The sequence below is a fragment of the Mycolicibacterium nivoides genome (assembly GCF_003855255.1).
In the GTDB taxonomy this organism is placed as follows: domain Bacteria; phylum Actinomycetota; class Actinomycetes; order Mycobacteriales; family Mycobacteriaceae; genus Mycobacterium; species Mycobacterium nivoides.
Window position 1 is genome coordinate 3,654,297 of sequence record NZ_CP034072.1, and the last position, 21,468, is coordinate 3,675,764.

Genomic DNA, 21,468 nt, shown 5'->3' on the forward strand with positions numbered 1-21,468 from the left:
GCACGCCTTAGCGCGTGCCAGCCAGCATGACGGAGCTGCTTGGTTCCGGCCCCTGGCCGCGTACGCGGTTGCGTCACCACGTACACGTGCTGTACCTTGACCCGTAGCAGGTCACCACGGCCCAAACGGGAGGATTGAAAAATGCAGGTCACCAAACCGGGCAACATTATCCAACACAGCTACGCCAGCCTTGCAGAGTTCGCCGAATACCAGCGCTCCCACAAGCACTACAACATGGGCAAGCGCAGCGCAGCGGCTAACCGTGAGTTCTCCGGCGTGGCCAGCATTAACGAGGCGTGCGACAAAGCACTAGCCGGACTGCCAGAAGATGGCGTTAAGGTTCTGGACACGTCACGGTCCCTTACCGATAGCGCCATGCGGCAAGTGTCCGCGTACGACATGGAAAGCACGTACGACGTAGCCGGTTCATACGTCGATATGGGACGGTTCGTTACCGGTGAACCTGAGTGCATGATTCAAACCACGTTCGATGAAGTGCCCGTTACCCGTCCCGTCGTGACCATCGTTAGCAATATCAACGCGTCCGGCGGTATCGGCAAGGACGAACTACGGGACCGTGGTCGGTTGATCGTGGCACTGATCAAGGCAGTTGAAACGTCGGGCCGGTCCACTGAGCTTTGGACGGACTCAACCAACCAAGCGCGTAAGGGCTACGAGACGATTGACGAGTATTACCGGATCAGCGTCAAGATCAAGGCTGCCAGCCAGCCGCTAGACATGGGCGCTGTGATGTACGCGTTTACAGACCCGTCCATGCTGCGTGTTCTCAAGTTCAACGCCATGCACGCGCTACCCGCGTCGGAGCAACGTAAGTACAACGTCGGTAGCGGCTACGGGTACGTGGTTAAGGAATCTGTGTGCGTCCCTGAGACCTACGGTGACGGGGCGGTTTACTTGCCAGCCGTGCGCTTGGGCGACAACGCAGAAGAGACCGTTAAGCAGGTTCTACGGGACTTAGGTATCGGCTAGCCGGTACCGGTCCACTAAGCGCCAGGGGAGCAAGTGCCCTGGCGCTTTTTTCGTGCCCTGGCTGGCGCGTCCCCTAAGCGCCCCTAGCGCGTTCTAGGGCACCCGTTACCCTAACCGGCCCCTAAAAGTCTGCCAGCGTTGAATCTAGCGGCCATTCTGGCGCGCTCCCGGCTGGCTTAGTTATTCCCCGGCGCGGTACCCGTCCCCCGGCTGGCGCTGGCACGCTCCCCCGGTCCGTCGCCCTGGCCGCGTACCCGGCTGGCTTATCCGGTCCCCTGGCCGCTGGCGCTAAGCAACCTAAGCGCGCTTAGCCGTAAGGCACGTTCACCAGAGCTGGCACAAGTCGGACTAGCGGTTACCGCTAACTAGTTCGCAAGCCTAAGGGTTTGGCCGAAAAAAGTTTCGTTTGCCTAAGTAAATGGGCCGAACGGGTGTTCGATCGCTTAGCGGGCAAATCGCTCATCCGTTCGAGGCTGCTGCTCGGTTCCCACCCGGCCTAACCCCTGCTGCGTACCCGCTGACCAGGGCCGACCTAAGCCTAAGGCCGCCCCAGCCGTGGGGGCTGCTCGGTTCTCCACCGCCCCCGCCCGCCTGACCAGGCCAAACGCCCAGCCGGGGCCGGGGGGAAGAATTGGCATAATTGCAAAATTGGAAAATTGCGGAATTGAGAAAATTGGAAAATCAGCGCTTCGCGCGATCCACCCAGTACGCAGTCAACATTGCCGCATTCACAGCCGCCAACGCGGGAGCACTACCCGCCTGCGTCACCGTGGACGACACAGCCATAGCCGTCTTGATAAACCGCACCAGAGACCAGTACGCACCACGTGAGTACGCCTGAGCCGCACCGCGCCCGTACTTGCGCTCATACGCGATCACAGCCGCCTTATGTGCCGCGAGCAACTTAGCCGCATCCGCTGGCTTAATGACCTTGCTCTCATCGCGCCCAATGCGCGGTATCCGCTTGCCCTCAGCGTTAGCGCCGTTCACAAAGTGTTCCTTGTCGGACCCCGTAAGGCCCAGAGCATCAGCCGCCGCGTTCGGGTCACTGTGCTTCTCGGCAGAAGCATCCACAGCAGGCCGCTTATCGACAGTTAGATCACTGTCACCGCCCTTACTGCCACCCTTACCACCGCCGGTACCGCCGCCACCGCGACCACCCATGCTTAACCCCCTTAGTAAGAACATTTGACACTCGGTACAGGGCATGTATTGTGAGGTCCATGAGCAACAGCCGAGTGAAGTGGGTCAGCCCCACCGGATTCACTGTCATGTACGAACACGAGGACGGCAGCGTGAGCTACGACTTCCCGACCGAGCGTCACCCGCAGCTCCCCCGCGAGGACACGTCCAACAAGGGCAAGTTCGGCCTCAAGGGCGCGGTCCAGGCCGTGATGGCTGACGAGGACGCCGCCGACGCACTAGCGATGGCGAGCTGACATGCCCACACAGACCCGACACACCTACGACATAGGCGACCTGGTACGCGAGCGTGCCACCGCTAAGGACTGGGAACTGATCTTTGACAACGGCAAGGTCGTTGTCTACGAGAAGCCCGGCAGATACGGCGGCATGTTCGAGCTGGAAGTCCGATTCGACCGCGATGGCCGCATCGAGTGGGCAGAGAAACGTAAGGACGGCGAGTGGACCAGCCGTATGCACGTAATGGACGACTTCGGCACCACTGACGTGCAGATCGAAACTCTGCGACTGTTCTAAGGACACGTAAACATGAGCGCATTCACAAAATGGATTGACACGTTCCTAGACGAGAAGGACGTGAACCTTGACCACACGTTCGTCATCGAAACACCCGGCCACCAGTGGGAATCGCACCTGATCCCCGTAGCCGTCGTGGTAGAGGTAGCCAAGAGCGTGTCCGCGTCCGAGCAGCTACAGATCAAGAACACGCTGGTCAGGCTCGACGCGTGCAACCAGCCGGTGCTCCCCTACTTCGAGCACCTAGCTAAAGCTCTCGCAGAAGCCGTGGACTAGCGTCTACCGGTGTAACTTGGTGGGCGGGTCTGGTTATCACATAACCGGGTCCGCCCACACGCATTTCAAGCTAAGGAATGAATAAGGGTGCCTAGCTTTCTCCCAGACATACCCGACAGCGCCGCAGCACTCATGCTCCGACAGGAACGACAACGCTTGACGCAAGAGCGCATTCGCCTAGTGCGCGAGATTGAGCACAACCAGCACCGCATCGACGCAATCGACGCGCGTCTAAGGGAGGTTAACGATGGAGAGCGTGTACTCTCCGAGCATGGTTTCTGACGCCACACTAATTGCCATCGCTGCCCGCACCGAGGCGATAGTTGCTGAGACCGTGGCACTTTACGACGCCATACGGGACGCTAAAGAAACGGGCTATTCATATAACGAGCTAGAAGCGGCGACTAAGTTTACGCGTGGCACATTGCAAAACATTGCAGCAGGTAAAAACCCGCGACTTTCAGTAGAAGATCGGTGTTGACACAGCCGTACTAGCCGTGTACCGTGAGTGACATGAGCAACGACAGCAGCCCACGCGCCCTGGTCCTCCATCCCCACGGAGCGCATTGGTTCATGGAAGCGCCACACGCCCATGAGCTGACAGCCATGCAGAACGCAGTGGGCGGCAACATCGAAGCCGTGTACGGGTGGAGTAGCCCCGACGCGGAAGTGTTCGACGTGACGTTCTTTTGCCACGACGAAGGTAGAATCTTGAATCAGCCGGTGAACTGGCAGGCAACGACGCTGTGGTGGCGCACGAACCCTGCTATGCCCGGCGTCGACCACCTGCGCGGAGTGGTTGTGGTGACCGGTGGCGCAGACGAGGACGGGAACACCCTGCCCGTCCCCGATACGGTGGTCGAAATGTTGGAGCGGGCGGGGGAGTAATCCCCCGCCCGTCTCCCATTCATCAAACTTCTCTGTCTTTAGCCTCTTTCGCTAAAGCATCCTAAATTTACTAAACCTCAAAGGGGTGGCTTAATCATGCGTATGCAACGTTACGAGGACAAGGAACGTAGCCTCAAGCGGAGCGTTATCACGTTCGATTCGTTCGATGAGCTGCTAACCCATAACCGCGAAGGTACAGACCACCGGTCTAAGCACATGGACGACCCGTCGTTCTACGGCGTTAAGGACATGAAGGAAGCTGACCAGCTCGGCCAGAAGGGTTTGCCCAAAGCTGGTATCGAGGCGATCAACATTGCAGAGCACAAAGTGGCCCTGCTAGCGGGCGATCTGTACCGGCCCGCGTACAACGAGTACCACGACACTGCCGGGGCATTCGTGGACATGGGGCGCTACATGGAAGGTGAGCCGGAGTGCATGGTCGACTTCACGCCGACCGAGGAACCCGGCCAGAATAAGATTGTCGCGCTCATCCTTAACATCACCTACAACTGGGCGATTAGCGCTAAGGCGATTAAGGAGAACGGCCAGGCAATGTTTGCTCTGGTTGAAGCTATCGAAACCGCTGGGATGCAGGCCGAAATCTGGGTCGACATGTACGTGCGTGGTTTCGGTAGCGAATACCGTGCCCGTACCGCTGTGCGGCTTAAGAAAGCGGGTGAGGCATTCGACGTGTCCATGTTCATGTACGCGCTGACCCACAACTCATTCCTTCGCGCTCACCTGTTCAACGCGATGCACTCCCACGATTCCGACGTGCGCGATGCCTGCGGTATCCACCCGTCCGGCGGGTACGGCTCGTGCATCAACAACGCACAGGACATGGAGGACTTTCCTCCGTACTCGATTTACATTCCTTGCATTTCCAGCGACTCGCAGGCCGGTAAGTTCGTACCTGCCGTGCTGCGCCAGCTCGGCCTCATGAAGTAGAAATGTCACAGTGACGGAAGGTGTCGCAATGCCTGAGTGTGTAGATCACAACCACGTTGACGAACTGGGAGCCTGCGAGGGTGCAGTGAGCCTCTACGCGTCCCTCTCCGGATCGGGAGAGTCGTACCCGCGCTGTGAGCGCCACTACCGGCTGTACGTCGAACGTCTGCAACCGCAGATTGACGCTATCCGCCGGAACTACCCCGACACCGACCAGCCGCCAAGCTGGTTTGACCCGACCTATGCCGGAGAACGCTGGAATGAAGATGATTAACAAGTGGCGTCCGCGCCTCGTTAAGGCGACCTTGGGGCAGTTCTTTACCGCCATGTCCCAAGCGTCTAACACTCAGTCAGACGAGAAGCTGTTTATGGTGACAATGGGGCCGTTTATGTTCGTAGGCCCCGGCGAGAGGCGTGCATGGAAATGAGCGACGACAACGTTGACATTCGCATTGAACTGCCGCTGCCTATCGACATTACCGGCACGCTCATAAACGTTATCGGGCTAACCTGGCCGCACGCCGTCATCAAGGACGACGGCAACGATAAAGGCTGGCGTTCCGATAACCGGCTAGTCCTCAGCATTCCACCGGAGGACCGGCATAAGAGCGCTAAGAAGGCCGAGAAGTACGCCAAGGTCAAGGCACACCTGAAAGCCGAAACCGACGCGATGATTAGCGAGCTGGACCCCAACGCATTCAGCTTGGGCCTGCCAGCTTGGCTAGCCGATCAGTTCGTGGCAATCGCTAAGGTCTGGCACGCCCAGTACCCCGAGGGCACCAACTACCTGGAATCCACGCTGCGCGAGAAGGACACTAACCAAGAGTGGGTGTTCTACGTCGCCAAGGCTAAGGACCGGACCCCACACGCGCTCCGTCAGGTCGCAGAGAATAAGCTAGAGAAACTTAAAGCGTTAGCGCTTGACGCTAAGGCAGAGAATGAGCGGCTTACCCCCGACGAAATTCTCGCCATTATAGGTGTTGACTAGTCAGTATACGGCCTGTACGGTAAACGCATGAGCGATATCAACCGGCCCGCACCGAACCCCTGCGCCTCATGCCCATACCGGCGCGACGTGCCAAGCGGCATCTGGGCCGAACAGGAATACGTCAAGCTCCCCCAGTACGACGCTGACATGCCTTACCAGCCGACCGGACTGTTCCAGTGCCACCAGAACGAACGGAACGACCCGCACGCCCGGCTCTGCGCCGGTTGGGTCGGAACCCACGGCCCCGACAACCTGCTAGCACTGCGCCTGGCATCCGCGTTCGGGTCCATGTCGCACGAGGAGCTGGACGCGACATTCGACTACAGCAGCCCCGTCCCACTCTTCGCCAGCGGGCACGAAGCCGCAGAGCACGGCGTGCGTGATATCGACGCGCCTGACGAGGACGCAGAGCGAGCAATCGCCAAGATCGCTAAGCGCCGCAACGACGTAAGGATGAGCTAACTATGGCACCGATCTATGATCGACTCAATTCAGTCGCGCTATCTCTGCATTTCGGATGCGACGAAGAAAGCACCGCAGCGAAGAATCAGCAGGACATCGCCGAAATGGCATACGACGTGATCAGAGACTTATGGGGTTACGACGTAAGCGACGAACACGCCTTCATAAAGGCAATAATGGACACGTTCGACATGTATGGATACCCCGACCTTGAGTCACTTAAGGGTATATCTGAAATGTCGGCGCTGGACATGGCCGATTACATCTTGCAACTGCTACCCACCGATGCGCTCACGCCGAAGCGGTCTGATACACTATGCGCCGCGCCCCTATAGCTCAGTTGGTAGAGCAGGAGACTTTTAATCTTCGGGTCCTAGGTTCGATCCCTAGTGGGGGCACCCATGCAGCGCCCTAGAGGCCAATTCCTCATTACCCTCGTCGTCACAACAGACCTGGACGAGTGGATAGAGGACTTTAAGCTAGTCGGCCCCTTATCCGCTAAGGCATTCATACGCGGACTCGCCGCCGAAGCGGTACAGCACGAAATCGAGAAGCACGGCTACAAGGCCACTATCGAACTTAAGCGGCCATAAAGCTCCAACGGGTGGACTCGAACCACCAACCACGCGATTAACAGTCGCGCGCTCTGCCAATTGAGCTACGGAGGAATAAACATGTGGACCGTCTGGATGAAAGACGCCATAGACGACGACCGGATCGTGCTAAGCGACATAAGTCACTACCACGCGGACCGGCTCATGCACAACCTGTTGGGCATCATGCCTGACGCCAATGTATGGATGGAGGAAGAATGAGCAGCAACCACGACCACGACGACATCGAACCCGGCTGGGCTGGCCTAGGCCGTTTCCTGTGGCCCGTAGGCGTCTACTTCAAGCTCAAGGGCTGGCTCATGAGCAAGGGCATCATCAAGCCCAACAACTGGGACGATGGCCGCTAACTCATGGTGTCTTGCGATATGCCCTGCCTGCTTACGCACTTACCTAGTGCTGCCGGTAGGGCATACCTGCGAAACGAGCCGCCACCCAGAATCGAACTGGGATAAGTCGGATTTGCAGTCCGACGCCTAACCACTCAGCCATGACGGCACTACCGCTTCTTCCGGCGCTTACCCTCATAGTGCCGGAAGTTTGCGTTACTAAGCTCCTCCACCCTCACCCGAACATGACCCGACCACGGATCACGCTCAACCGCAGACTTCGGAACCTCCACAGCCACAACATTCTGGCCGTAACCCTCCTGGCCCTTAGCCGTCTTACTAAAGAACCCATACTGCGAGTTCTCATCCCGATAAGACTTATCCATGCCAGGCCGGAACTGAGGACGAAACCCACCATCCACAATCGCGCGAGCCGCATCCGCAGAAGTCCGGTGATACAACGTCACCGTGGACGACCTGGCGCTCACCGGGCCACCGCCACCACCACCGCGACCGCCCATGTGGCACCCCCTAAGCGTTAACCGCCTTACGGCGCTCATCCCAGAACGTCGGGAACTCCCGCACAGGTGGCAGGTCCAAACCCTCCACATGCACAAGCCGCCCGTAGCTAAGCAAAATCGCCGGCTCAAGGCGCTCGACCATCGCGGCCAGGCCCTCACGGAACAGCGCTTGATCCTCCGGCTTCGCCCGCACGCCGACCGCAGACACAGCCACAGGCCCGCCACGAGGCAGACCCTCGAAGCAGAAGTCGAACGTGTCTGAGCGTGCCCAGCAGGCCGTAGGAATGACGTTCACGCCGTGGCTCTGCCAGTACGCGCCACACCAACGGGACCGGTACACGTTCCACAACTGCGCTGCACGCGGCATATCGCGCCACAAACTGAAATCTGGCGTCAGGGCACCGCCGACCGCTGTAACTCGCCCCAGCGTCCTCTCAGGGCTCGTAAACGCCGTCTCAAAACGGTAGTCGTCCAAAAAAAAGTGGATCGCCCCGTTCTCCCGAGCTGCACGCTCCCGCTGACGCGGCAGATGCCACGCCCCCAGGTAATCGGGCACCCAATCGCAACGCTCAAGATCAGGGAAACCAAACGGATTGCTCGACGGGAAGATCGCACGCAGATTCAACGCGTCCATCTTCGCCGGAGCCTCCGACCAATACTTAGATGACCTCGTGCCGTAAAGGCTAAGCACCTTAGACACGGACCACCCCCAAGTAAGTCAGCATGAGTACGTTTTCATGAGCGGAGAGCAGAGGGATCGAACCCCAAGCTCCATAACGGCTACCCGGCTTTCAAGGCCGGTCGCGGGCCACCCCCGCTGCATTACTCTCCGTGGTACCCCGTACAGGACTTGAACCTGTGACCCGCCGATTAAGAGTCGGCTGCTCTACCAACTGAGCTAACGAGGCAAGGCGTAGTCAATGCACCGCCACGCTTCCCCGTAGGGGGACAGGCCCGCCGCCTGGTCACCGACTACGCATAAGTGACCGCAGCTTTCAAAGTCCTAGCGATGCAAAGAGTGTGCTAGACAGGAATCGAACCCGCGAAATCCTGATTGGAAGTCAGGCACCCAGCCAACATGGGTTACTAGCACGAGAGCTGGCAGTTGTTTAACGTCGCACCAGCAGACGAGTACAGCAGCTCCGTACGCGAGCCGCCCGCTGACCACCCCGGAATCGAACCTGGAACCTCCGGAGTCAGATTCCGGCGCAACTGCCTAATTGTGCTAGCGGTCAATGGCGACAGGCCGGGACTTGCACCCGAATCACCCGAGTCACAGTCGGGGGCTTTGCTACTTAAGCTACCTCGCGTGGCCCCCGCGAGACTCGAACTCGCACTGACAGGTACCTAAAACCTGTGCCTCTGCCAATTGGGCTAGAGGGCCGATAAAATCTGCCTTACGTCAACCTGACACGGATGCCCCACACCGCTAAGCAGTGCTTGGGACCGGGTGGGTAGATCGTCAGCACGCGATCCCATTGCTCGCGGGTTAGGTGCAGGTAGCCGTCGTGATACGCGGGGTGATCAGGTACCCATGTCCACGGCTTCTCCAACTCGCCTGCGGCCACGATCTGGTCAACGATGTCCATTCGTTCCTCCACCGCTAATTTCGCGCTACGTAAGGTAGTCCAGCCAGCCAGCCGGGAACGTGAACTCATGTCCGCACTCAAGCGCAACGGTAACGAGCCAGTCCCTATCCTCACGCAAAGCCTGACTAGTCACAGCTTTCAGGTCGTCGTCAGGACAGTCTGGGCAATGCTGCGACGGAAGCGTGTTCATGGCTTTACCCCAACGTCCGACGCATGGCCCCCGCCCTCAGCGTTGCCATGCCACAGCCGACCAGGACGCACGTCCTCCTCGACATAAGGCGTGTCAGGGCTAATCAGCTCGCCACACACGCACTTAATCGGGTACTCGACCGGCTCAGGCTTCGTCGGAATCGCTGTAATCATCAATCCCTCATCAGCCAATGCGCTAAGGAGCGCCTGGCCTCGAGCAATGTTGTTCAGCCGATGAATGACCGCTACGACCTCCTGGTCGTAGATGCCGTACGCGGACTGGACCGGCGTCTCCCACGCGGCCATCATCGCAATGTGGCCGTACTTGGCTAGGGCGTCGTCTCTTGCTGCACTCATGAGCATCACCGTACACGGCATGTATGCCATTTGCAACCCGACCCCGACTTGAACGGGGAACCTGCGGCTTTGGAGACCGCTGCTCTACCAATTGAGCTACCGAGCTATAGGGCTATACCGGAGACAGCGCCCAACCTGTTCATCTACGTGCATCACCGCAACCAACACCAACCCCCATCGTGATGCCCGCTCTCCTAGCCGTTCAGTCGGTGGACTAACCGAAGGGGCCGCACGCCGTGAGGCGGGGTAATCCCTTTAAGCAGGTGCGGGACCGTATAATCTATCCCACCTTAAGCGGTTCGTAACCTGCATCGTCTGGCTGGCAGGATTTGAACCTGCAACCCCTGGCACCCAAAGCCAGCGCTCTACCAAATTGAGCTACAGCCAGATCGCATTGCCGGTTTGAGGATGCTCAACCCAGAGAGCATAGCCTTGGCAATGACTGTTGAAACTTACGCGTTACCGACCTTCGCGGGCTTCTTAGCCTGCTCAGGAATTTCGGCCTTAGGCCACGCCTTGCGGTCCCGAAGTTCCTGCACCCAACCAAGCTCATCCCGGCCAACCTGAATCGGATCAACCTCAACCGGATCAGAAATCAAACCCACAATAATCTCCTCTATTTAGTTATACACGCGGAGGCCAATTCCAAAACCCCGCCTGCGGAACAGGTGACCACGGCACCCACTCATCAAAGAACAGTCCAGTCGGACTCAACACCGCCAATGACACCACCGCCGCATTACTGGACTCAGGGTCCACGTCAACCGCAGTAATGATTGCCGCACGCGGCACCAACGGATACTCACCCTCAGGCGTGCTATACGCCTGATAATGCACTACACGCCCAACCGTGGGCTTCTGCTCACTCACGAGCCACCTAGCGGAGTCGAACCGCTGACCTGCGCGTTACGAAGGCGCTGCTCTACCAACTGAGCTAAGGTGGCCTTACTGCTACCCTTTCCAACGATTCTCAGTCGGCCAAGGATTGTTAATCTTCCGCTTTTTTATCCGCGACGGAACCGGGTTAGACGGCGGCGCAAGATCAGGTCGCTCGTTAATGCCCTCCGGCTCCCCACACACGCAGCAAGGATCGCACCAGTCATGGCCCGACGCGCAGCACTTAGCTTTGAACTCCATGAAGTCCCCCTAGCCTCAAGGGCGGGCCAGCAGTAATGCACAAAGCCCATGTCGTCTCGTATAACGACCTCGCCGCCTTCGTCATACGACAGCAGCTCACCCACCGCCGTAGCCAGCGGCTCACGGTTTAGCACCACCACCACCTGCTCACCCAGCAGGGACCGCATGTGATCAGTCCAGTTACTTTGGCGCACACTCGACATGAAACAGCTTCCCCCAACCACGCCCATACAGCTTATGGAAACGCTCAGTAGGAACGCTCTTGCCGCACGCCACGCAAGGCCGCTTGACCTTAGGCACGGCGCGACCATCCATCAGCTTCCATCTGGGCACGATGCGAACGCGCGTCGGCGTCGTCAAAGTTCACCGACACGCCCACTAGGTAGTGGCCCGGCTTAACCCACAGCTCAACATTCTCATTCGAGATATCAACACCAGCGTCATCGGCCACGAACTGCACAGACTCAAGCGACCGCTTCATGGCGCTGGGTGTCATATCGCTCTGGCAAGCGTGGTAAAAGAACTGCTTATCAGACGCACTCAGCATGAAACAACTCCCCCGCGAACTCGACAACCTCATCGCCCAGCCGGATCGAATCATCACACGCCACACAACGCGCGAAAACCTCCGACGTGTAAACCTCACTCATTAGCGAGAATCGCCGCAACCTTCGGAGCCAACGTGAACGCATGGCCCCAATCGAGCAACTGCGAATACGCCTCGTCCTCAAGCTCAGCGCCCCCCGGCCCCTGAGACAGGTCAACCGTATTCAGGGTGCCGTCACCGTCAATGTACTGAACGATGCGCAGCTCCCCGACCATGATGTTGCCCTGGTCGTCGGGCGAAGAATTATCCGACACTATGCGAACCAATCTCTCGAAGTCTTATTTCGAGGCTTAGCGTTTTTGCCGTCGCCAAGCTCCTGATTGCACTTCAAGTGCATAGGCTCAAGGTTCTTAGCAGACGCCAACAGTGGTGAATCCGGCGGCAACGACGCCACCGCGATCTTGTGGTTAGCGGACTTACCCCACGGATTGCTCTTGCGATAATGCTTAAGCTCCCGGCAATCAGGGCCACAGTCCAAAGGAATCAAGTGCGCCGTCTCCACCGTGTACTTGCTCGTATCCACGAACTGGCAGACCGGCTTAAGAGTTAGGTCAATCGCCTTACGGCAACTTGGGAGTGCGCAAATCTGAGACTGCCTCAGCACGCGGTTACGCGCCCTAAGATAATCACGCTCAGTCTTGCCAGTCCCACCCTTCTTCCGCAGATTCCCCGGCATACCGACATTCCCCCTTATCGTCGGGATCGCACCACGAACAGTGCAACCCCGGCATCAAGCGGGCATGACAATCACAGTCGGTCAAACCCTCCGCTATGGCCTCCCCATGTCGACCCTTTCCACTCTTAAACTCCCGGTAACGGTTACGGTGCGGGACCGCCGCATTAGACCGGCGTAGCTCCTGCCGATACCTGGCTGCCGCCTTGCTCACGGTTCTTCTCCCAACACGAGTAATGACCCTGCGGGCCGGACGGCTTACCGCAGAACGCGCAGTGCATACCGACACACTGCCAAGGCCCCTCCGGTGTCAGAGACATGACCCGGCAGCCGAAATGCTCGCCGCCGGGCATGAACTCCGCATGGTCCGCGACCACGGTCACTTAAGCCACCGCTTAGCCGCGCGATCCATATTCAGCTCCGACACGTTATTCGCCAACGTGCCCCGCCAATGACCGGGACCATCCACACCCTTAGGGGCAGGGACATACACCTGCTTATTGTCCAGCAGAGCGCCCACAATCACTTGGTGCAGCATATTAGGCTGCGCTACAGGCTTCATTAAACCGGCCTCAATTCCGTCGTTCCCCGAATACGCTTACCGCGCGAAGTCGCCCCACAGTCCTTGCAGCGGTACATCTGATAGATACCCGCCGAAGTGACGTAAGCCTTCACGCCGTCTTTCTTCAAGTTTTCGCTATTGCACTTAACGCAACGCTCAATACCGTCATCAACCGTGTCCTCATACAAGGCCAGGTTCAGATCAGTCCGGTAAGGCAGGTGCGTCTCAAACAGACGGGCAGTCAGCTCTACGTCATGTTCGTTGTACTCGCGCATAATCTTCTGCGCTGCGCGCTTCTCAGCCCGCGTACCGTGCCTAATATCCCACCAGAGGTCACTCCCTCCGTGGTGAACCTTGCGGTCCTTAAGGATCATGCGGGACGACCAATCGAGCTTCATGCTCATCAGCCCGCCCTTGAACCAGCGGCGCACCGTCTTAATCAAGTCAACCGACTTGTACGGCAGCGGACGGCCCATGCCTAGGCGCAGGAACTCAGCCTCAAGCCATTGCAAGTCGAAGCGGTCCCCGTTCCACGTGACAACGATGTCGGCGCTATCCAGCGCATCCCACATCACCTGCATCATGGTTCGGTAAGCGGCCTCGTCGTTGTCGTCCCAAGCGGCCTTGAACATCACGCGATCCTCACCGCGCCACTTAGCAGCCCAGCACAGGACACGTGTAGGCACTTGCACCTGGTCAATGCCAATGAACTGTTTGAACAGGCCGAACGTCTCAACAATGGCGCGCTGCGTCTCAATGTCCAGGATTAGGACGCGGGCGCTCACGCGAACGCCTTAGGATGCTTAGCCAAGCTTCTGTAGTACGCATCCAGATCAACCGGATAGACAGGGTGATTAATCGTAACGTTGCGTACCTCGATAGGCTTAACCGGCATGGCGGTCTTGCTCCGGAGACGCTTAATCTCCCGGTCAAGGAACCACTTAGCCTTCTCTAGGTCCTCAATCCACTCAAGTGTGTTCTTACCCTTGTTCTTACTGGTGTCCAGCCGCGTCGACCGCGCAATGTACTGCACAGCCTGCCCGCCCGAGCTGGTCAAGTTCTCTGTAATGCTGATCAGCTCTGCGCCGTCCGACCAGCCATCTTTGTAATGACTCGGATTGATAGCGTCACGCTTAACTGCCTTAGCGGCCTTCTCGGCGGCTAGATGCTCAAGCACTTCCTTTGGATCGGTCAATTTTTCCCCCAAGCGCCGCGAACAGCACAGACAACCGGTGAACCGGGTCATAGCGTTCAGGCAGCGCATTAATCACATGCAAGGTAAGCACCAACGGCAGCACACGCCCACCAATTGGAAACCTCTGCAAGTAGCGGTCCCAGCCTTCACTAAGAAGCTCGCCAGGCGGTGCCGCAATCTCATACCCGACAATCGCGCAAAGTAGCACCAACCACGCATAGTCAGATGGCTTCACTGCACCCCCTTAAGAGAAAGGCGGGTGCCCCGACCCCTCGCCAGGACACCCGCCTCAGCGCAGCCAGAACCGTCACATTCGCGTGCGACGGGCGCGCTAAATCACTTCCGGAAGCTGAATCACCTTAGGGACGCCCTTCTCGCAATCAAGGCAAACCCGGTGACCCGAACCCCATACCTTTGTGTTTTCTCGTGAGTACACGTGACCATTACGGCAACGGTTGACCCGCGTCAGAACTTCTGGCTCATCCTCGGTGTGCCATTTCAGATTCACCAGCCGGTTATCTGTGGGATCACCATTAAGCCACCGTGGAGCACCCCCAGGTGGACGAGGGCCGACGAACGTCAGCAAGACCAGCATGTGTACCGCCCACGGCCTCCCAGCCGCTTTAACGCGCATGCAGCCCCGCTCGTCTGCCCACTCGGACAGTTCCTTGCGAGGACCGCGAATCTTGCCCTGGTCGCTGGCCTCATACCCCTTAAGTTCTGGAATAGGAATATCAGCCCACATTTGGGTACAACTTTCCCCTCTTTAATTAAATCATGACCAAGAGTTCCCTAGCGGGTCGCATGGAAAGTGAGCACGTCCCCGACGCGAAATAACGTCCGACCGTTAGCAGCTTTATGCCGCCTGATCTTGTCCGGATGACGCTTAGCCCAGTTCCTCACGTCCCACTCCGAAATGCCGAACCGCTCAGACAGTTGCTTAGCGCTCAGCATTTCGTTCACGTCGATAATCGAGTTATCAGACACCCACGGCTGCCCGTACTCTGCCATCTTCTTATCGACTACCAGGCACGCCTCTAGGTCAATATCCGCTAGGGCTGACCGGTAGTGGTCAATGATCCTGCGGTACCGGTCGTCCTTAGTGTCCGCAGGCCACGGCCACTTAGCCACCGCCCGTACGCTCGTAAGCCCACCAGACCCGCAGCTCATCGAGCTTGTCGAACTTGCGACCGTAGTAATCCCAGAGCAGATGCTCACCAGGACTGAACGCCTCCGCGTGGTCCGCGTTCTGGTAGAAGATGATGCCGTCCGGACGCCCAAAGTTGTAGCGGAACACCCCGCCGTCCGGATGGCTAACCAGGGCCAAGCCGTTAGCCGACCCCGCTAGCAATGTGTAGCTCACTAGTCCTCCTCGGGAGTGATTGAGAACTTGCCGCTGGCGAAGAGGTAGAGCGTGAGCGCGGCCCCAACGACCGCGCCCACGAACAACCCCGACAGGTAATTGACCACTAGCCGGAAACCACCAGCTCCCAAGAGTTCTGAATGGCCGCGTTATCGGCAGGCGTCTCCACCGACCGGTACGCAGGCTTATCCACGTCGATAAGCAGCCACTTCCCCGGCTCGAATGAGAACGCGTACACGCCCTTGCTGTTCTTACGCAGCGTCCCCACCGGATCGTGAGTCCGCACGTGGTTAATGGCGTCCAGCACGGCTTGCAGCTTCACGTCCATGTTGGCGTGGACCTGGCCGATGGCCTTACGCGCGGCCTTCGTCTCAGCGGCAGTGAGGGTCAGTACCTCACCGGTCCCCTGCTCGGTCGGCAACACCTGCGAGCGGGCCACCTCATGCGGCTGCACCGCGTGCCCAGCCTTACGGCCATTCAGCGTCAACGTGGGAGCCTTAGCAGCGTCCCGGTATGCCGCGTCAGCCGCGCTCATCCCGTACTCCACTTAGAACCACCCCTCAATCCGGTCGACAAAGCCCAGATTGAAAGCCTCCTGAGCGGTAAGCCACACGTCCTGGCGCGTCCACAGCGCCGCGAACTGCTCGGCAGAGCACTTGCCGCCGGACCGCTCGACGTAAATCTCACCGATACGCGTATTCAGCTTCCGGTAGAACGCCATCGTGTCCTCAAGCTCACCGATCTTGCCCGCCGTCTGGCCGGACAGCTCGTGAACCATGAAGAACGACTCAGGGCCGATAACCCGCTCGTCGGCAGCCTGCACCAGCACAGTCGCCATGCTCGCGGCCAGGCCACGGACAGTCATGGTCACCTTGTGCTGCCCGCCGCCGCTCAAGCTGTAGCGCGTCAGGTTGTCAAACAAGCTCAGGCCCGCCAGCGCGGAACCGCCGCCGGAGTGAATCTCGATGTTCATGTCGCACGTCGGGTCCAGCCGGTGCCAGAACTCAAGGTGCTGCGCGCACTCAGCGACGTTCTTAGAGTCCACGCCGCCGATGAAATAGTGCTGGTGAACCATATCGTCGGTCGCCTGGAAATGACGCTCTGCGCGCTTCGCCTGCGCCGTCTGCAACTCCGCAAGTTCAGCCTTAGCCTGCGCCTCGCGCAGCTTAGCCGCCTTGAACGGGGCCTTAAACGGGTCGGTGCTCTTAATCAGAACGTCGTCTGCACCAATGCTCACTTAGTATTGCTCCAATCGCAACTCAGGCCCCGGTCGTAGAACACGCAGAACTTTTCGCCCTTGCGCGTCTTTAGGTAGCCATCCCAATACTGGGCACCAGACTCGGCATCACCGCCGTAGGTCTGCTTATCCTGAATGTTGGAGGCGCAGCCCGACAGCCCGAAAGCTGCCAGGACTGCGACCACCCCTGCGGCTTTACGCCACCGACTCAAGGTCAACCTCTCCCTTATCCAACTGCTTAGTCTCGTGCTCAAGGAACTTCGGCGACTTCGCCTTAAAGACGCGCGGAATCTGGCCCTCGATACGAACGCAGACACCCTCGTCAACCGTCTTACGGTCACTCAACGGCACCGGAGACTCATCGAACTCGCCCGCATCCGGAGCCTCGGCCAACCGAATGTCTAGGTAGTTGTCGGAATACTCACGAATGGCGTATTCCTCACCCTCACCGCTCGGCACCCACCTAAAGCCGGACCACAACTGCGGCACCGTCTTAAGTTCCAGCGTCCGGCAGAAGTCCTTAACGCCTTCCCATGACAGGTCCGCGATAACACCCTTAGGGTTCACGGTCGCCACGCGGTAGACGTAAAGCTCACACTGCCCCGGCGGCAGGTCGTAGGTGTAGCCCCGCTGGATCGGCTCATCCTCGCTAACCCAGCCGATAAGCTCGCCGTAGATCATGAAGTTCTCAGGAATCTTGCCCTCAAGCTTCTCGCCGAACTTCGCCCACAGGTCGGACTTGTAGAAGTGGTTGTTCTCCGACCGGCCCTTAACCACGTTCCGAGAGCCGTACCTGTGCTGGTACTCGGCGTCTGGCGTAGCGATGCGCAGCCACTTGTTAACAACGACCCGCTCAAACCAACCCTTGTCGCGGTTGACCGGGATATTGCCGCCGCGCCAGCTCGTGCCGTGCAACTTCTGCGTCACTACTTCATGCTTAGGGTCACGGAAGTAATGCAGGTTCCGGAACAGATGCTCCGTGTCCAGATGCTTCGGGAACAGCCGCTCATCAACCTGCTTACGCACCTTGGGCTGCCCCTGCGTGGCCTGCTTCTTACCCTTCGCCACATACTTGCGGCAGATCGTGTGGCCGTTCAGCTTGTCGAACGTATCGCCCGGCTTGAGCGTCGACACGTCGTAGCCGGTGTAGGCCAGCGACGACAACGGCATCAGCAGCGCGTCTGACTGGTGCTTACGCAGCCGGAGCGCCTTCACGCGGGCATTCGGCTCTAGGTAGCCGGTCTCGCTGGCGTCCCGGTTCAGCGTGGCCTCACGGAACAGGTTGTTTTCCCGCGCATAGTCGGCGTCAAGCTGAGTCTCGGCCATGAACAACACACGCAGCGCGCCCAGCTCGTAGCCCTCTTTCTGGGTGAGCGCCTGGTAGCCGAACATGGGCACGCCCACCAGGTTGTCGAGACCTTCCAGGAGAAGCCCCTGTGGCAACTTAACGATTGTCGCCGCGTAGTTTGCGCTCTCTGGTGCATCAAAGCTCATCAGTAACCCCGATCTAGCTTCTCGACCCACTTAGTGGCGACAGCCGCCACCTGGATCAGTTCAACGCGAAGCTTTTCCTTGTCGCCTAAGCGAGCTTCATCAACGGCTTCTGCGACTTCCTCTAGGAGGATGTCGGTGTAGGTGCATTTCCCAACCGCAGAACGGCTCTCCGTGACCTGCTTACAGTAGTCGCCGCTTAGGATCGGATAGTCAAGATCGGCAGTGATATCAGGGTGGTTCTGCTCACCCCACTTAGCCTCCTGCCGGGCGCGCTCAGCGGCGATTTCGTCAAGCACACTCACTTAACCCACCGCCCCTCAACACCCCACAAAATCCGGTCGATTACCTTAAGAACCTTGCGCCACGTCACTGCCGCCACCAGCCCTTTCCAAGTTTGTCCTGCAATTGCCGGTAAGTGGCCTCAACCCGCGTGACCTTAGTGCCATTAGGGATAGTGACCATCAAACCGTCTAAGTCGTAAATGGTGTGATTTCCGCCGGGCCGTCGAATCTCGAAATTAAGCCCTCGCACTCGCGCGGCCTTGTCGATCTTTCGCAGCACAACGGAAGTTTTCTCATGAGACATTTCGTATCCTTACGGGCCGGGAGGTAGGGCCAGGGTCACTAGCCCTACCTCCGGAAATTTCGCCTACCAGGCCGGAGCGTCGTTACTCGCGGCAGACTGATAGCCGCCGCCACCGTTCTCCCGACGCTTACGAACGTTCTTCCCGACGAACTCGCCGTCGATTTCAAACACGGACCGCTTCTCGCCCTCGCGGGTCTCAAACGACCGCTGCTTGAGCTTGCCGATCACCACGACCGAATCGCCCTTACGCAGAGCCTCAGCCGCACCCTCGGCCAGCTCGCGCCACACGGTGGCACGGAGGAACAGCGTCTCCCCGTCCACCCACTCATCGCCCTTCTTAACCCGAGGCGTAGAAGCCACCGAGAACTGAGCGACGGCCACGCCCGACTCAAGGAACCGCAATTCCGGATCAGCGGTAAGGTTGCCCTGAATCGTAATTTCAGCGTTTGGCACGTTTCTCCTTTGATTTCATTTCGCAATAATCTTCGTACTGCGCTTTCGTTAAGACGTTCCCGCAATCCGCGTTAGTGCAGTAAATGCGGTCCTCGCCCACCCATCCCCCGAGAGTGGGTAAAGCGCACTCAGGACATGGGACGCGCCTCCGCTCCCACACCCTTTGCAGCCCGATAATCCCGTCAGCCTTTGAATGCACCGAACGGATATCGAGCGCCACGTCTAAGCCGTAGTTAAACGTGATTAGGTCACATACCTCGTACCCCTGCGCGCGCTGAATTACCGCGCGAATCTGGCCGATCAGATCAACGACCGTCAGGTTTAACGGAGCCTTAGGCTCTGCCGACGAACTGACTTTCGACTGCCCCACCGAACCGGGCACGTAGCCCTTATATGTTTCGAGCAAGTCGGAATAAGTCGGGAGTTCATCTAGGCACTTCTGAATGTCCTTAACGCAGCCGTCGCACAGCGGACGGAGCGACACCAACGCCGGGCCGTCCGGAGTGCGACTGACACACCTGCGCCCTGCCCGGCAGCGTTCCGCTAGTCCCATGCGTCGATCAACCCTTCTAGGAATCCATCGAATAGGTCAGCCAGGAACCGCCGCCAGTTCCGGCGCGGCTTACGCCGCCTACGCATCGTGCGGAAACTGGGACAGCCAGCGGATCAGGTCTGCTACCTCAGGGGTATCGTCCCGGTAAGGCACCAAGACGTTAATAACCTCGCCCGGCGTCTCATGCAGCGAATACCAGACAGCATTTGAACAGCCCTGAGCGACCCTTACCGAGTGGTACTCGCCGCCGTTAGCGAACGTGAACGCGTAGTCCAACACGCCACACTTGAGCTTGATACTGGCCTTAAGCCGCATTGCTTTCCTCCTTAAGGATTTCCCGGCGCTCCGCTTCCGTGGTTCCGCCCCAAACGCCTTGCGTGCGGTCGAAATAGTCAGGGTGTGCGCGGTCCCAATCGAGCGCCGCGTCTAGGCACTTCCGTTTAGCCGGGCAGCCGTTGCATACGACGCGGGCCTCCGCGACCTGCTTACGCCCGCCAGCCCCCGCCTTAGGAAAGAACGGGTCGTCGTCAGCGTCGATGACAGTCCCTTTGCAGGCCGCTCCCGGCAGATCAGGAATATCCAGTTCAGGGATAAGCTTGCTGCGCACACCGCTTACATTGGTGACGGGAATGCTGAACGCACTTCCGCGATTAATCGCATTAGCGTGGAACCGCATTTCAACACCTACACGCTGGTTGACTGAATACACTTACGCAGCCTCTCCGTGAATTTCCCACTCGCTCTTACCGACGAACTCGCCGCGCTCCACAGCCAGCGCGTACCGACTGTCCGGCACTAACCCGCCTCGGATTCCGAAGCGCAAGGTTTTGCACATGCCGTATTCCTCACGCATCGCGGCCTCTAGGCACTGCTCCCGCACGTCGCACATGGTGTTGCAGACGCGCTTAGGCGCTTCTGTCGATCCACCCTTAAGCGGGAAGAACATTTCGGGGTCAATGAACTGGCAGGTCGCAAGCTCCCGCCAGTTCGATTCCGGTTTCGCCAACTTCCCAAATCCTTATCTCAATCCGTGGATTTTTCGTATCCGAGTCCGTTACTGCCATCCGTGTCTGTTTGACGTACTTAGAGTTGTCGTCAGGCCAAACGTCAGCCTTCACCAATCCGTCTAAGGCACCCTTAACAAAAGGGCCAAGCGAATCGGAATCGGTAGCGCGCCGAGTGGGCGTGTACCAGAGGAATGACACGACGGACGGACCTAAGTCCTTAATGCCCGCCCGCCGTGCCAGTAGGGCCACCACGTCCCCTACCTCTTGCTTAGCCTTTCGGACCACTGCCCAATGTGCGCGCCGCTGATCGTTGGCGGTCATTGGTGGCCGTTTGAAAGGCGCTACTAGCAGGTGCTCCAAAACCATCCCCCGTTAGGGGAGGGGGAAAGTTAGTTAGATGGGTGCGCAGCACAGACCTCTCCGCTTCGATTCGGGTCTTGGGCCAGGCTTGGGGCGTCATGGGAACCATCCCGCCTTGGGATAGGGTCAACCACCCTTTAACGCACCCATCCAAGTCATTTACTGAAACTCGATGCGCAATTCCTGCACTTCTGCGTTGCAGTCGCGGGTCTGAACAACCCTGTCTAGCCAGTCCAGCCCGGCAACCTCAAGCACACGCTTCTTTGCGTCGTACTTAACGACTGCGTTAGTGCCCGGCACCGGGAACGTCGCCCCGGCTGGCGTGATGCTAATGGTCGCCATCAGGCCCCTCCTCGGAATAAAGCTCATCCACGT

General features: G+C 58.7%; 32 protein-coding genes and 12 tRNA genes. 12 read left to right on the plus strand and 32 right to left on the minus strand.

What is annotated here, in order from left to right; all coding sequences use genetic code 11:
- Positions 1 to 141 precede the first annotated feature (141 nt).
- Entirely contained in the window at positions 142 to 990 is an 849-nt protein-coding gene (locus tag EH231_RS17715; RefSeq protein ID WP_124712934.1) for a DUF7192 family protein, read from the plus strand.
- 681 nt (positions 991 to 1,671) lie between these two features.
- Here EH231_RS17715 and EH231_RS17720 read toward each other — a convergent pair.
- A complete protein-coding gene (locus EH231_RS17720) occupies positions 1,672 to 2,154 on the minus strand; it encodes a hypothetical protein (protein WP_124712935.1) in 483 nt (160 codons plus the stop codon).
- A gap of 59 nt (positions 2,155 to 2,213) precedes the next feature.
- Between EH231_RS17720 and EH231_RS17725 the strand changes: the two genes are divergently transcribed.
- The 10 genes from EH231_RS17725 (at position 2,214) to EH231_RS17780 (ending at position 6,669) form a co-directional block, all read left to right on the plus strand.
- Positions 2,214 to 2,429 carry a hypothetical protein gene (locus EH231_RS17725; RefSeq protein ID WP_124712936.1) on the plus strand — a complete coding sequence of 72 codons (216 nt, stop codon included), beginning with the start codon at positions 2,214 to 2,216 and terminating at the stop codon, positions 2,427 to 2,429.
- Position 2,430: 1 nt separating this feature from the next.
- Positions 2,431 to 2,709: a hypothetical protein gene (locus EH231_RS17730; RefSeq protein WP_124712937.1), complete on the plus strand. Its 279-nt coding sequence runs from the start codon at positions 2,431 to 2,433 to the stop codon at positions 2,707 to 2,709.
- A 12-nt stretch (positions 2,710 to 2,721) separates the two neighbouring features.
- A complete protein-coding gene (locus tag EH231_RS17735; RefSeq protein ID WP_124712938.1) occupies positions 2,722 to 2,985 on the plus strand; it encodes a hypothetical protein in 264 nt (87 codons plus the stop codon).
- A gap of 271 nt (positions 2,986 to 3,256) precedes the next feature.
- Complete coding sequence (locus EH231_RS17745) at positions 3,257 to 3,466, plus strand: hypothetical protein (protein ID WP_124712940.1); 210 nt, start codon at positions 3,257 to 3,259, stop codon at positions 3,464 to 3,466.
- Positions 3,467 to 3,498: 32 nt separating this feature from the next.
- On the plus strand, positions 3,499 to 3,873 hold the full coding sequence (locus EH231_RS17750) for a DUF3846 domain-containing protein (protein WP_124712941.1): 375 nt from the start codon (positions 3,499 to 3,501) through the stop codon (positions 3,871 to 3,873).
- A gap of 96 nt (positions 3,874 to 3,969) precedes the next feature.
- Positions 3,970 to 4,821, plus strand: coding sequence for a DUF7192 family protein (locus tag EH231_RS17755; RefSeq protein WP_124712942.1), 852 nt, complete (start codon positions 3,970 to 3,972; stop codon positions 4,819 to 4,821).
- A gap of 424 nt (positions 4,822 to 5,245) precedes the next feature.
- Positions 5,246 to 5,809 (plus strand): hypothetical protein, encoded by a 564-nt coding sequence (locus EH231_RS17765; protein ID WP_124712944.1) that lies wholly within the window; start codon positions 5,246 to 5,248, stop codon positions 5,807 to 5,809.
- Between the two features lie 27 nt (positions 5,810 to 5,836).
- On the plus strand, positions 5,837 to 6,271 hold the full coding sequence (locus EH231_RS17770; RefSeq protein ID WP_206429589.1) for a DUF6283 family protein: 435 nt from the start codon (positions 5,837 to 5,839) through the stop codon (positions 6,269 to 6,271).
- A 2-nt stretch (positions 6,272 to 6,273) separates the two neighbouring features.
- Entirely contained in the window at positions 6,274 to 6,606 is a 333-nt protein-coding gene (locus EH231_RS17775; protein ID WP_124712945.1) for a hypothetical protein, read from the plus strand.
- Positions 6,597 to 6,669 (plus strand) — tRNA-Lys (locus EH231_RS17780). The genes EH231_RS17775 and EH231_RS17780 overlap by 10 nt, the downstream gene beginning before the upstream one ends.
- 197 nt (positions 6,670 to 6,866) lie before the next feature.
- Here the strand turns inward: EH231_RS17780 and EH231_RS17790 are convergent.
- A tRNA-Asn gene (locus EH231_RS17790) sits at positions 6,867 to 6,936 on the minus strand.
- A 146-nt stretch (positions 6,937 to 7,082) separates the two neighbouring features.
- Here EH231_RS17790 and EH231_RS33905 point away from each other — a divergent pair.
- A complete protein-coding gene (locus tag EH231_RS33905; protein ID WP_164480935.1) occupies positions 7,083 to 7,232 on the plus strand; it encodes a hypothetical protein in 150 nt (49 codons plus the stop codon).
- Positions 7,233 to 7,308: 76 nt separating this feature from the next.
- Here EH231_RS33905 and EH231_RS17795 read toward each other — a convergent pair.
- The 30 genes from EH231_RS17795 to EH231_RS17985 form a co-directional block, all read right to left on the minus strand.
- Positions 7,309 to 7,380: transfer RNA gene (locus EH231_RS17795), tRNA-Cys, on the minus strand.
- Between the two features lie 362 nt (positions 7,381 to 7,742).
- Positions 7,743 to 8,366 (minus strand): DUF4417 domain-containing protein, encoded by a 624-nt coding sequence (locus tag EH231_RS17805; RefSeq protein ID WP_206429590.1) that lies wholly within the window; start codon positions 8,364 to 8,366, stop codon positions 7,743 to 7,745.
- Between the two features lie 108 nt (positions 8,367 to 8,474).
- Positions 8,475 to 8,563, minus strand: a tRNA-Ser gene (locus tag EH231_RS33910).
- A 1-nt stretch (position 8,564) separates the two neighbouring features.
- Positions 8,565 to 8,640: transfer RNA gene (locus tag EH231_RS17810), tRNA-Lys, on the minus strand.
- 111 nt (positions 8,641 to 8,751) lie between these two features.
- Positions 8,752 to 8,825 (minus strand) — tRNA-Gly (locus tag EH231_RS17815).
- A 67-nt stretch (positions 8,826 to 8,892) separates the two neighbouring features.
- Positions 8,893 to 8,967: transfer RNA gene (locus EH231_RS17820), tRNA-Gln, on the minus strand.
- Between the two features lies 1 nt (position 8,968).
- A tRNA-His gene (locus EH231_RS33915) sits at positions 8,969 to 9,041 on the minus strand.
- Between the two features lies 1 nt (position 9,042).
- Positions 9,043 to 9,116, minus strand: a tRNA-Leu gene (locus EH231_RS17825).
- Between the two features lie 13 nt (positions 9,117 to 9,129).
- Positions 9,130 to 9,321: a hypothetical protein gene (locus EH231_RS17830; RefSeq protein ID WP_124712949.1), complete on the minus strand. Its 192-nt coding sequence runs from the start codon at positions 9,319 to 9,321 to the stop codon at positions 9,130 to 9,132.
- Positions 9,322 to 9,507: 186 nt separating this feature from the next.
- On the minus strand, positions 9,508 to 9,867 hold the full coding sequence (locus EH231_RS17835; RefSeq protein WP_124712950.1) for a hypothetical protein: 360 nt from the start codon (positions 9,865 to 9,867) through the stop codon (positions 9,508 to 9,510).
- A 33-nt stretch (positions 9,868 to 9,900) separates the two neighbouring features.
- A tRNA-Trp gene (locus EH231_RS17840) sits at positions 9,901 to 9,973 on the minus strand.
- Between the two features lie 208 nt (positions 9,974 to 10,181).
- Positions 10,182 to 10,255 (minus strand) — tRNA-Pro (locus EH231_RS17845).
- A 483-nt stretch (positions 10,256 to 10,738) separates the two neighbouring features.
- Positions 10,739 to 10,811: transfer RNA gene (locus EH231_RS17855), tRNA-Thr, on the minus strand.
- Positions 10,812 to 11,296: 485 nt separating this feature from the next.
- Complete coding sequence (locus tag EH231_RS17865) at positions 11,297 to 11,551, minus strand: hypothetical protein (protein ID WP_124712953.1); 255 nt, start codon at positions 11,549 to 11,551, stop codon at positions 11,297 to 11,299.
- 95 nt (positions 11,552 to 11,646) lie between these two features.
- Positions 11,647 to 11,865: a hypothetical protein gene (locus EH231_RS17870; RefSeq protein WP_124712954.1), complete on the minus strand. Its 219-nt coding sequence runs from the start codon at positions 11,863 to 11,865 to the stop codon at positions 11,647 to 11,649.
- 980 nt (positions 11,866 to 12,845) lie between these two features.
- On the minus strand, positions 12,846 to 13,631 hold the full coding sequence (locus EH231_RS17890) for a ribonuclease H-like domain-containing protein (protein WP_124712957.1): 786 nt from the start codon (positions 13,629 to 13,631) through the stop codon (positions 12,846 to 12,848).
- Positions 13,628 to 14,041, minus strand: coding sequence for a hypothetical protein (locus EH231_RS34340; protein WP_124712958.1), 414 nt, complete (start codon positions 14,039 to 14,041; stop codon positions 13,628 to 13,630). The genes EH231_RS17890 and EH231_RS34340 overlap by 4 nt, the downstream gene beginning before the upstream one ends.
- Positions 14,016 to 14,276, minus strand: a complete 261-nt coding sequence (locus tag EH231_RS17900; protein ID WP_124712959.1) for a DUF7427 family protein — start codon at positions 14,274 to 14,276, stop codon at positions 14,016 to 14,018. Before EH231_RS17900 ends, EH231_RS34340 begins: the two co-directional genes overlap by 26 nt.
- A 96-nt stretch (positions 14,277 to 14,372) precedes the next feature.
- Positions 14,373 to 14,786, minus strand: a complete 414-nt coding sequence (locus EH231_RS34805; protein WP_124712960.1) for an HNH endonuclease — start codon at positions 14,784 to 14,786, stop codon at positions 14,373 to 14,375.
- Positions 14,787 to 15,164: 378 nt separating this feature from the next.
- Positions 15,165 to 15,404 (minus strand): hypothetical protein, encoded by a 240-nt coding sequence (locus EH231_RS17915; protein ID WP_124712962.1) that lies wholly within the window; start codon positions 15,402 to 15,404, stop codon positions 15,165 to 15,167.
- Between the two features lie 106 nt (positions 15,405 to 15,510).
- Positions 15,511 to 15,939 (minus strand): hypothetical protein, encoded by a 429-nt coding sequence (locus EH231_RS17925; RefSeq protein ID WP_124712964.1) that lies wholly within the window; start codon positions 15,937 to 15,939, stop codon positions 15,511 to 15,513.
- A gap of 12 nt (positions 15,940 to 15,951) precedes the next feature.
- Positions 15,952 to 16,641 (minus strand): Clp protease ClpP, encoded by a 690-nt coding sequence (locus EH231_RS17930; RefSeq protein ID WP_206429591.1) that lies wholly within the window; start codon positions 16,639 to 16,641, stop codon positions 15,952 to 15,954.
- The gene (locus EH231_RS17935) at positions 16,638 to 16,826 is read right to left on the minus strand and encodes a hypothetical protein (protein WP_124712965.1); all 189 of its coding nucleotides are present in this window, start codon (positions 16,824 to 16,826) and stop codon (positions 16,638 to 16,640) included. The genes EH231_RS17930 and EH231_RS17935 overlap by 4 nt, the downstream gene beginning before the upstream one ends.
- A 10-nt stretch (positions 16,827 to 16,836) precedes the next feature.
- Positions 16,837 to 18,135 carry an RNA ligase family protein gene (locus EH231_RS17940; RefSeq protein WP_124712966.1) on the minus strand — a complete coding sequence of 433 codons (1,299 nt, stop codon included), beginning with the start codon at positions 18,133 to 18,135 and terminating at the stop codon, positions 16,837 to 16,839.
- On the minus strand, positions 18,135 to 18,437 hold the full coding sequence (locus tag EH231_RS17945) for a hypothetical protein (protein WP_124712967.1): 303 nt from the start codon (positions 18,435 to 18,437) through the stop codon (positions 18,135 to 18,137). Before EH231_RS17945 ends, EH231_RS17940 begins: the two co-directional genes overlap by 1 nt.
- Positions 18,438 to 18,783: 346 nt before the next feature.
- On the minus strand, positions 18,784 to 19,173 hold the full coding sequence (gene ssb, locus EH231_RS17955) for a single-stranded DNA-binding protein (RefSeq protein WP_124712969.1): 390 nt from the start codon (positions 19,171 to 19,173) through the stop codon (positions 18,784 to 18,786).
- 631 nt (positions 19,174 to 19,804) lie between these two features.
- A complete protein-coding gene (locus tag EH231_RS17965) occupies positions 19,805 to 20,041 on the minus strand; it encodes a hypothetical protein (protein WP_124712971.1) in 237 nt (78 codons plus the stop codon).
- Positions 20,031 to 20,435 carry a WhiB family transcriptional regulator gene (locus EH231_RS17970; protein ID WP_124712972.1) on the minus strand — a complete coding sequence of 135 codons (405 nt, stop codon included), beginning with the start codon at positions 20,433 to 20,435 and terminating at the stop codon, positions 20,031 to 20,033. Before EH231_RS17970 ends, EH231_RS17965 begins: the two co-directional genes overlap by 11 nt.
- Complete coding sequence (locus tag EH231_RS17975) at positions 20,436 to 20,732, minus strand: WhiB family transcriptional regulator (RefSeq protein ID WP_124712973.1); 297 nt, start codon at positions 20,730 to 20,732, stop codon at positions 20,436 to 20,438.
- Positions 20,733 to 21,252: 520 nt separating this feature from the next.
- The gene (locus EH231_RS17985; protein ID WP_206429592.1) at positions 21,253 to 21,435 is read right to left on the minus strand and encodes a hypothetical protein; all 183 of its coding nucleotides are present in this window, start codon (positions 21,433 to 21,435) and stop codon (positions 21,253 to 21,255) included.
- Positions 21,436 to 21,468 lie beyond the last annotated feature (33 nt).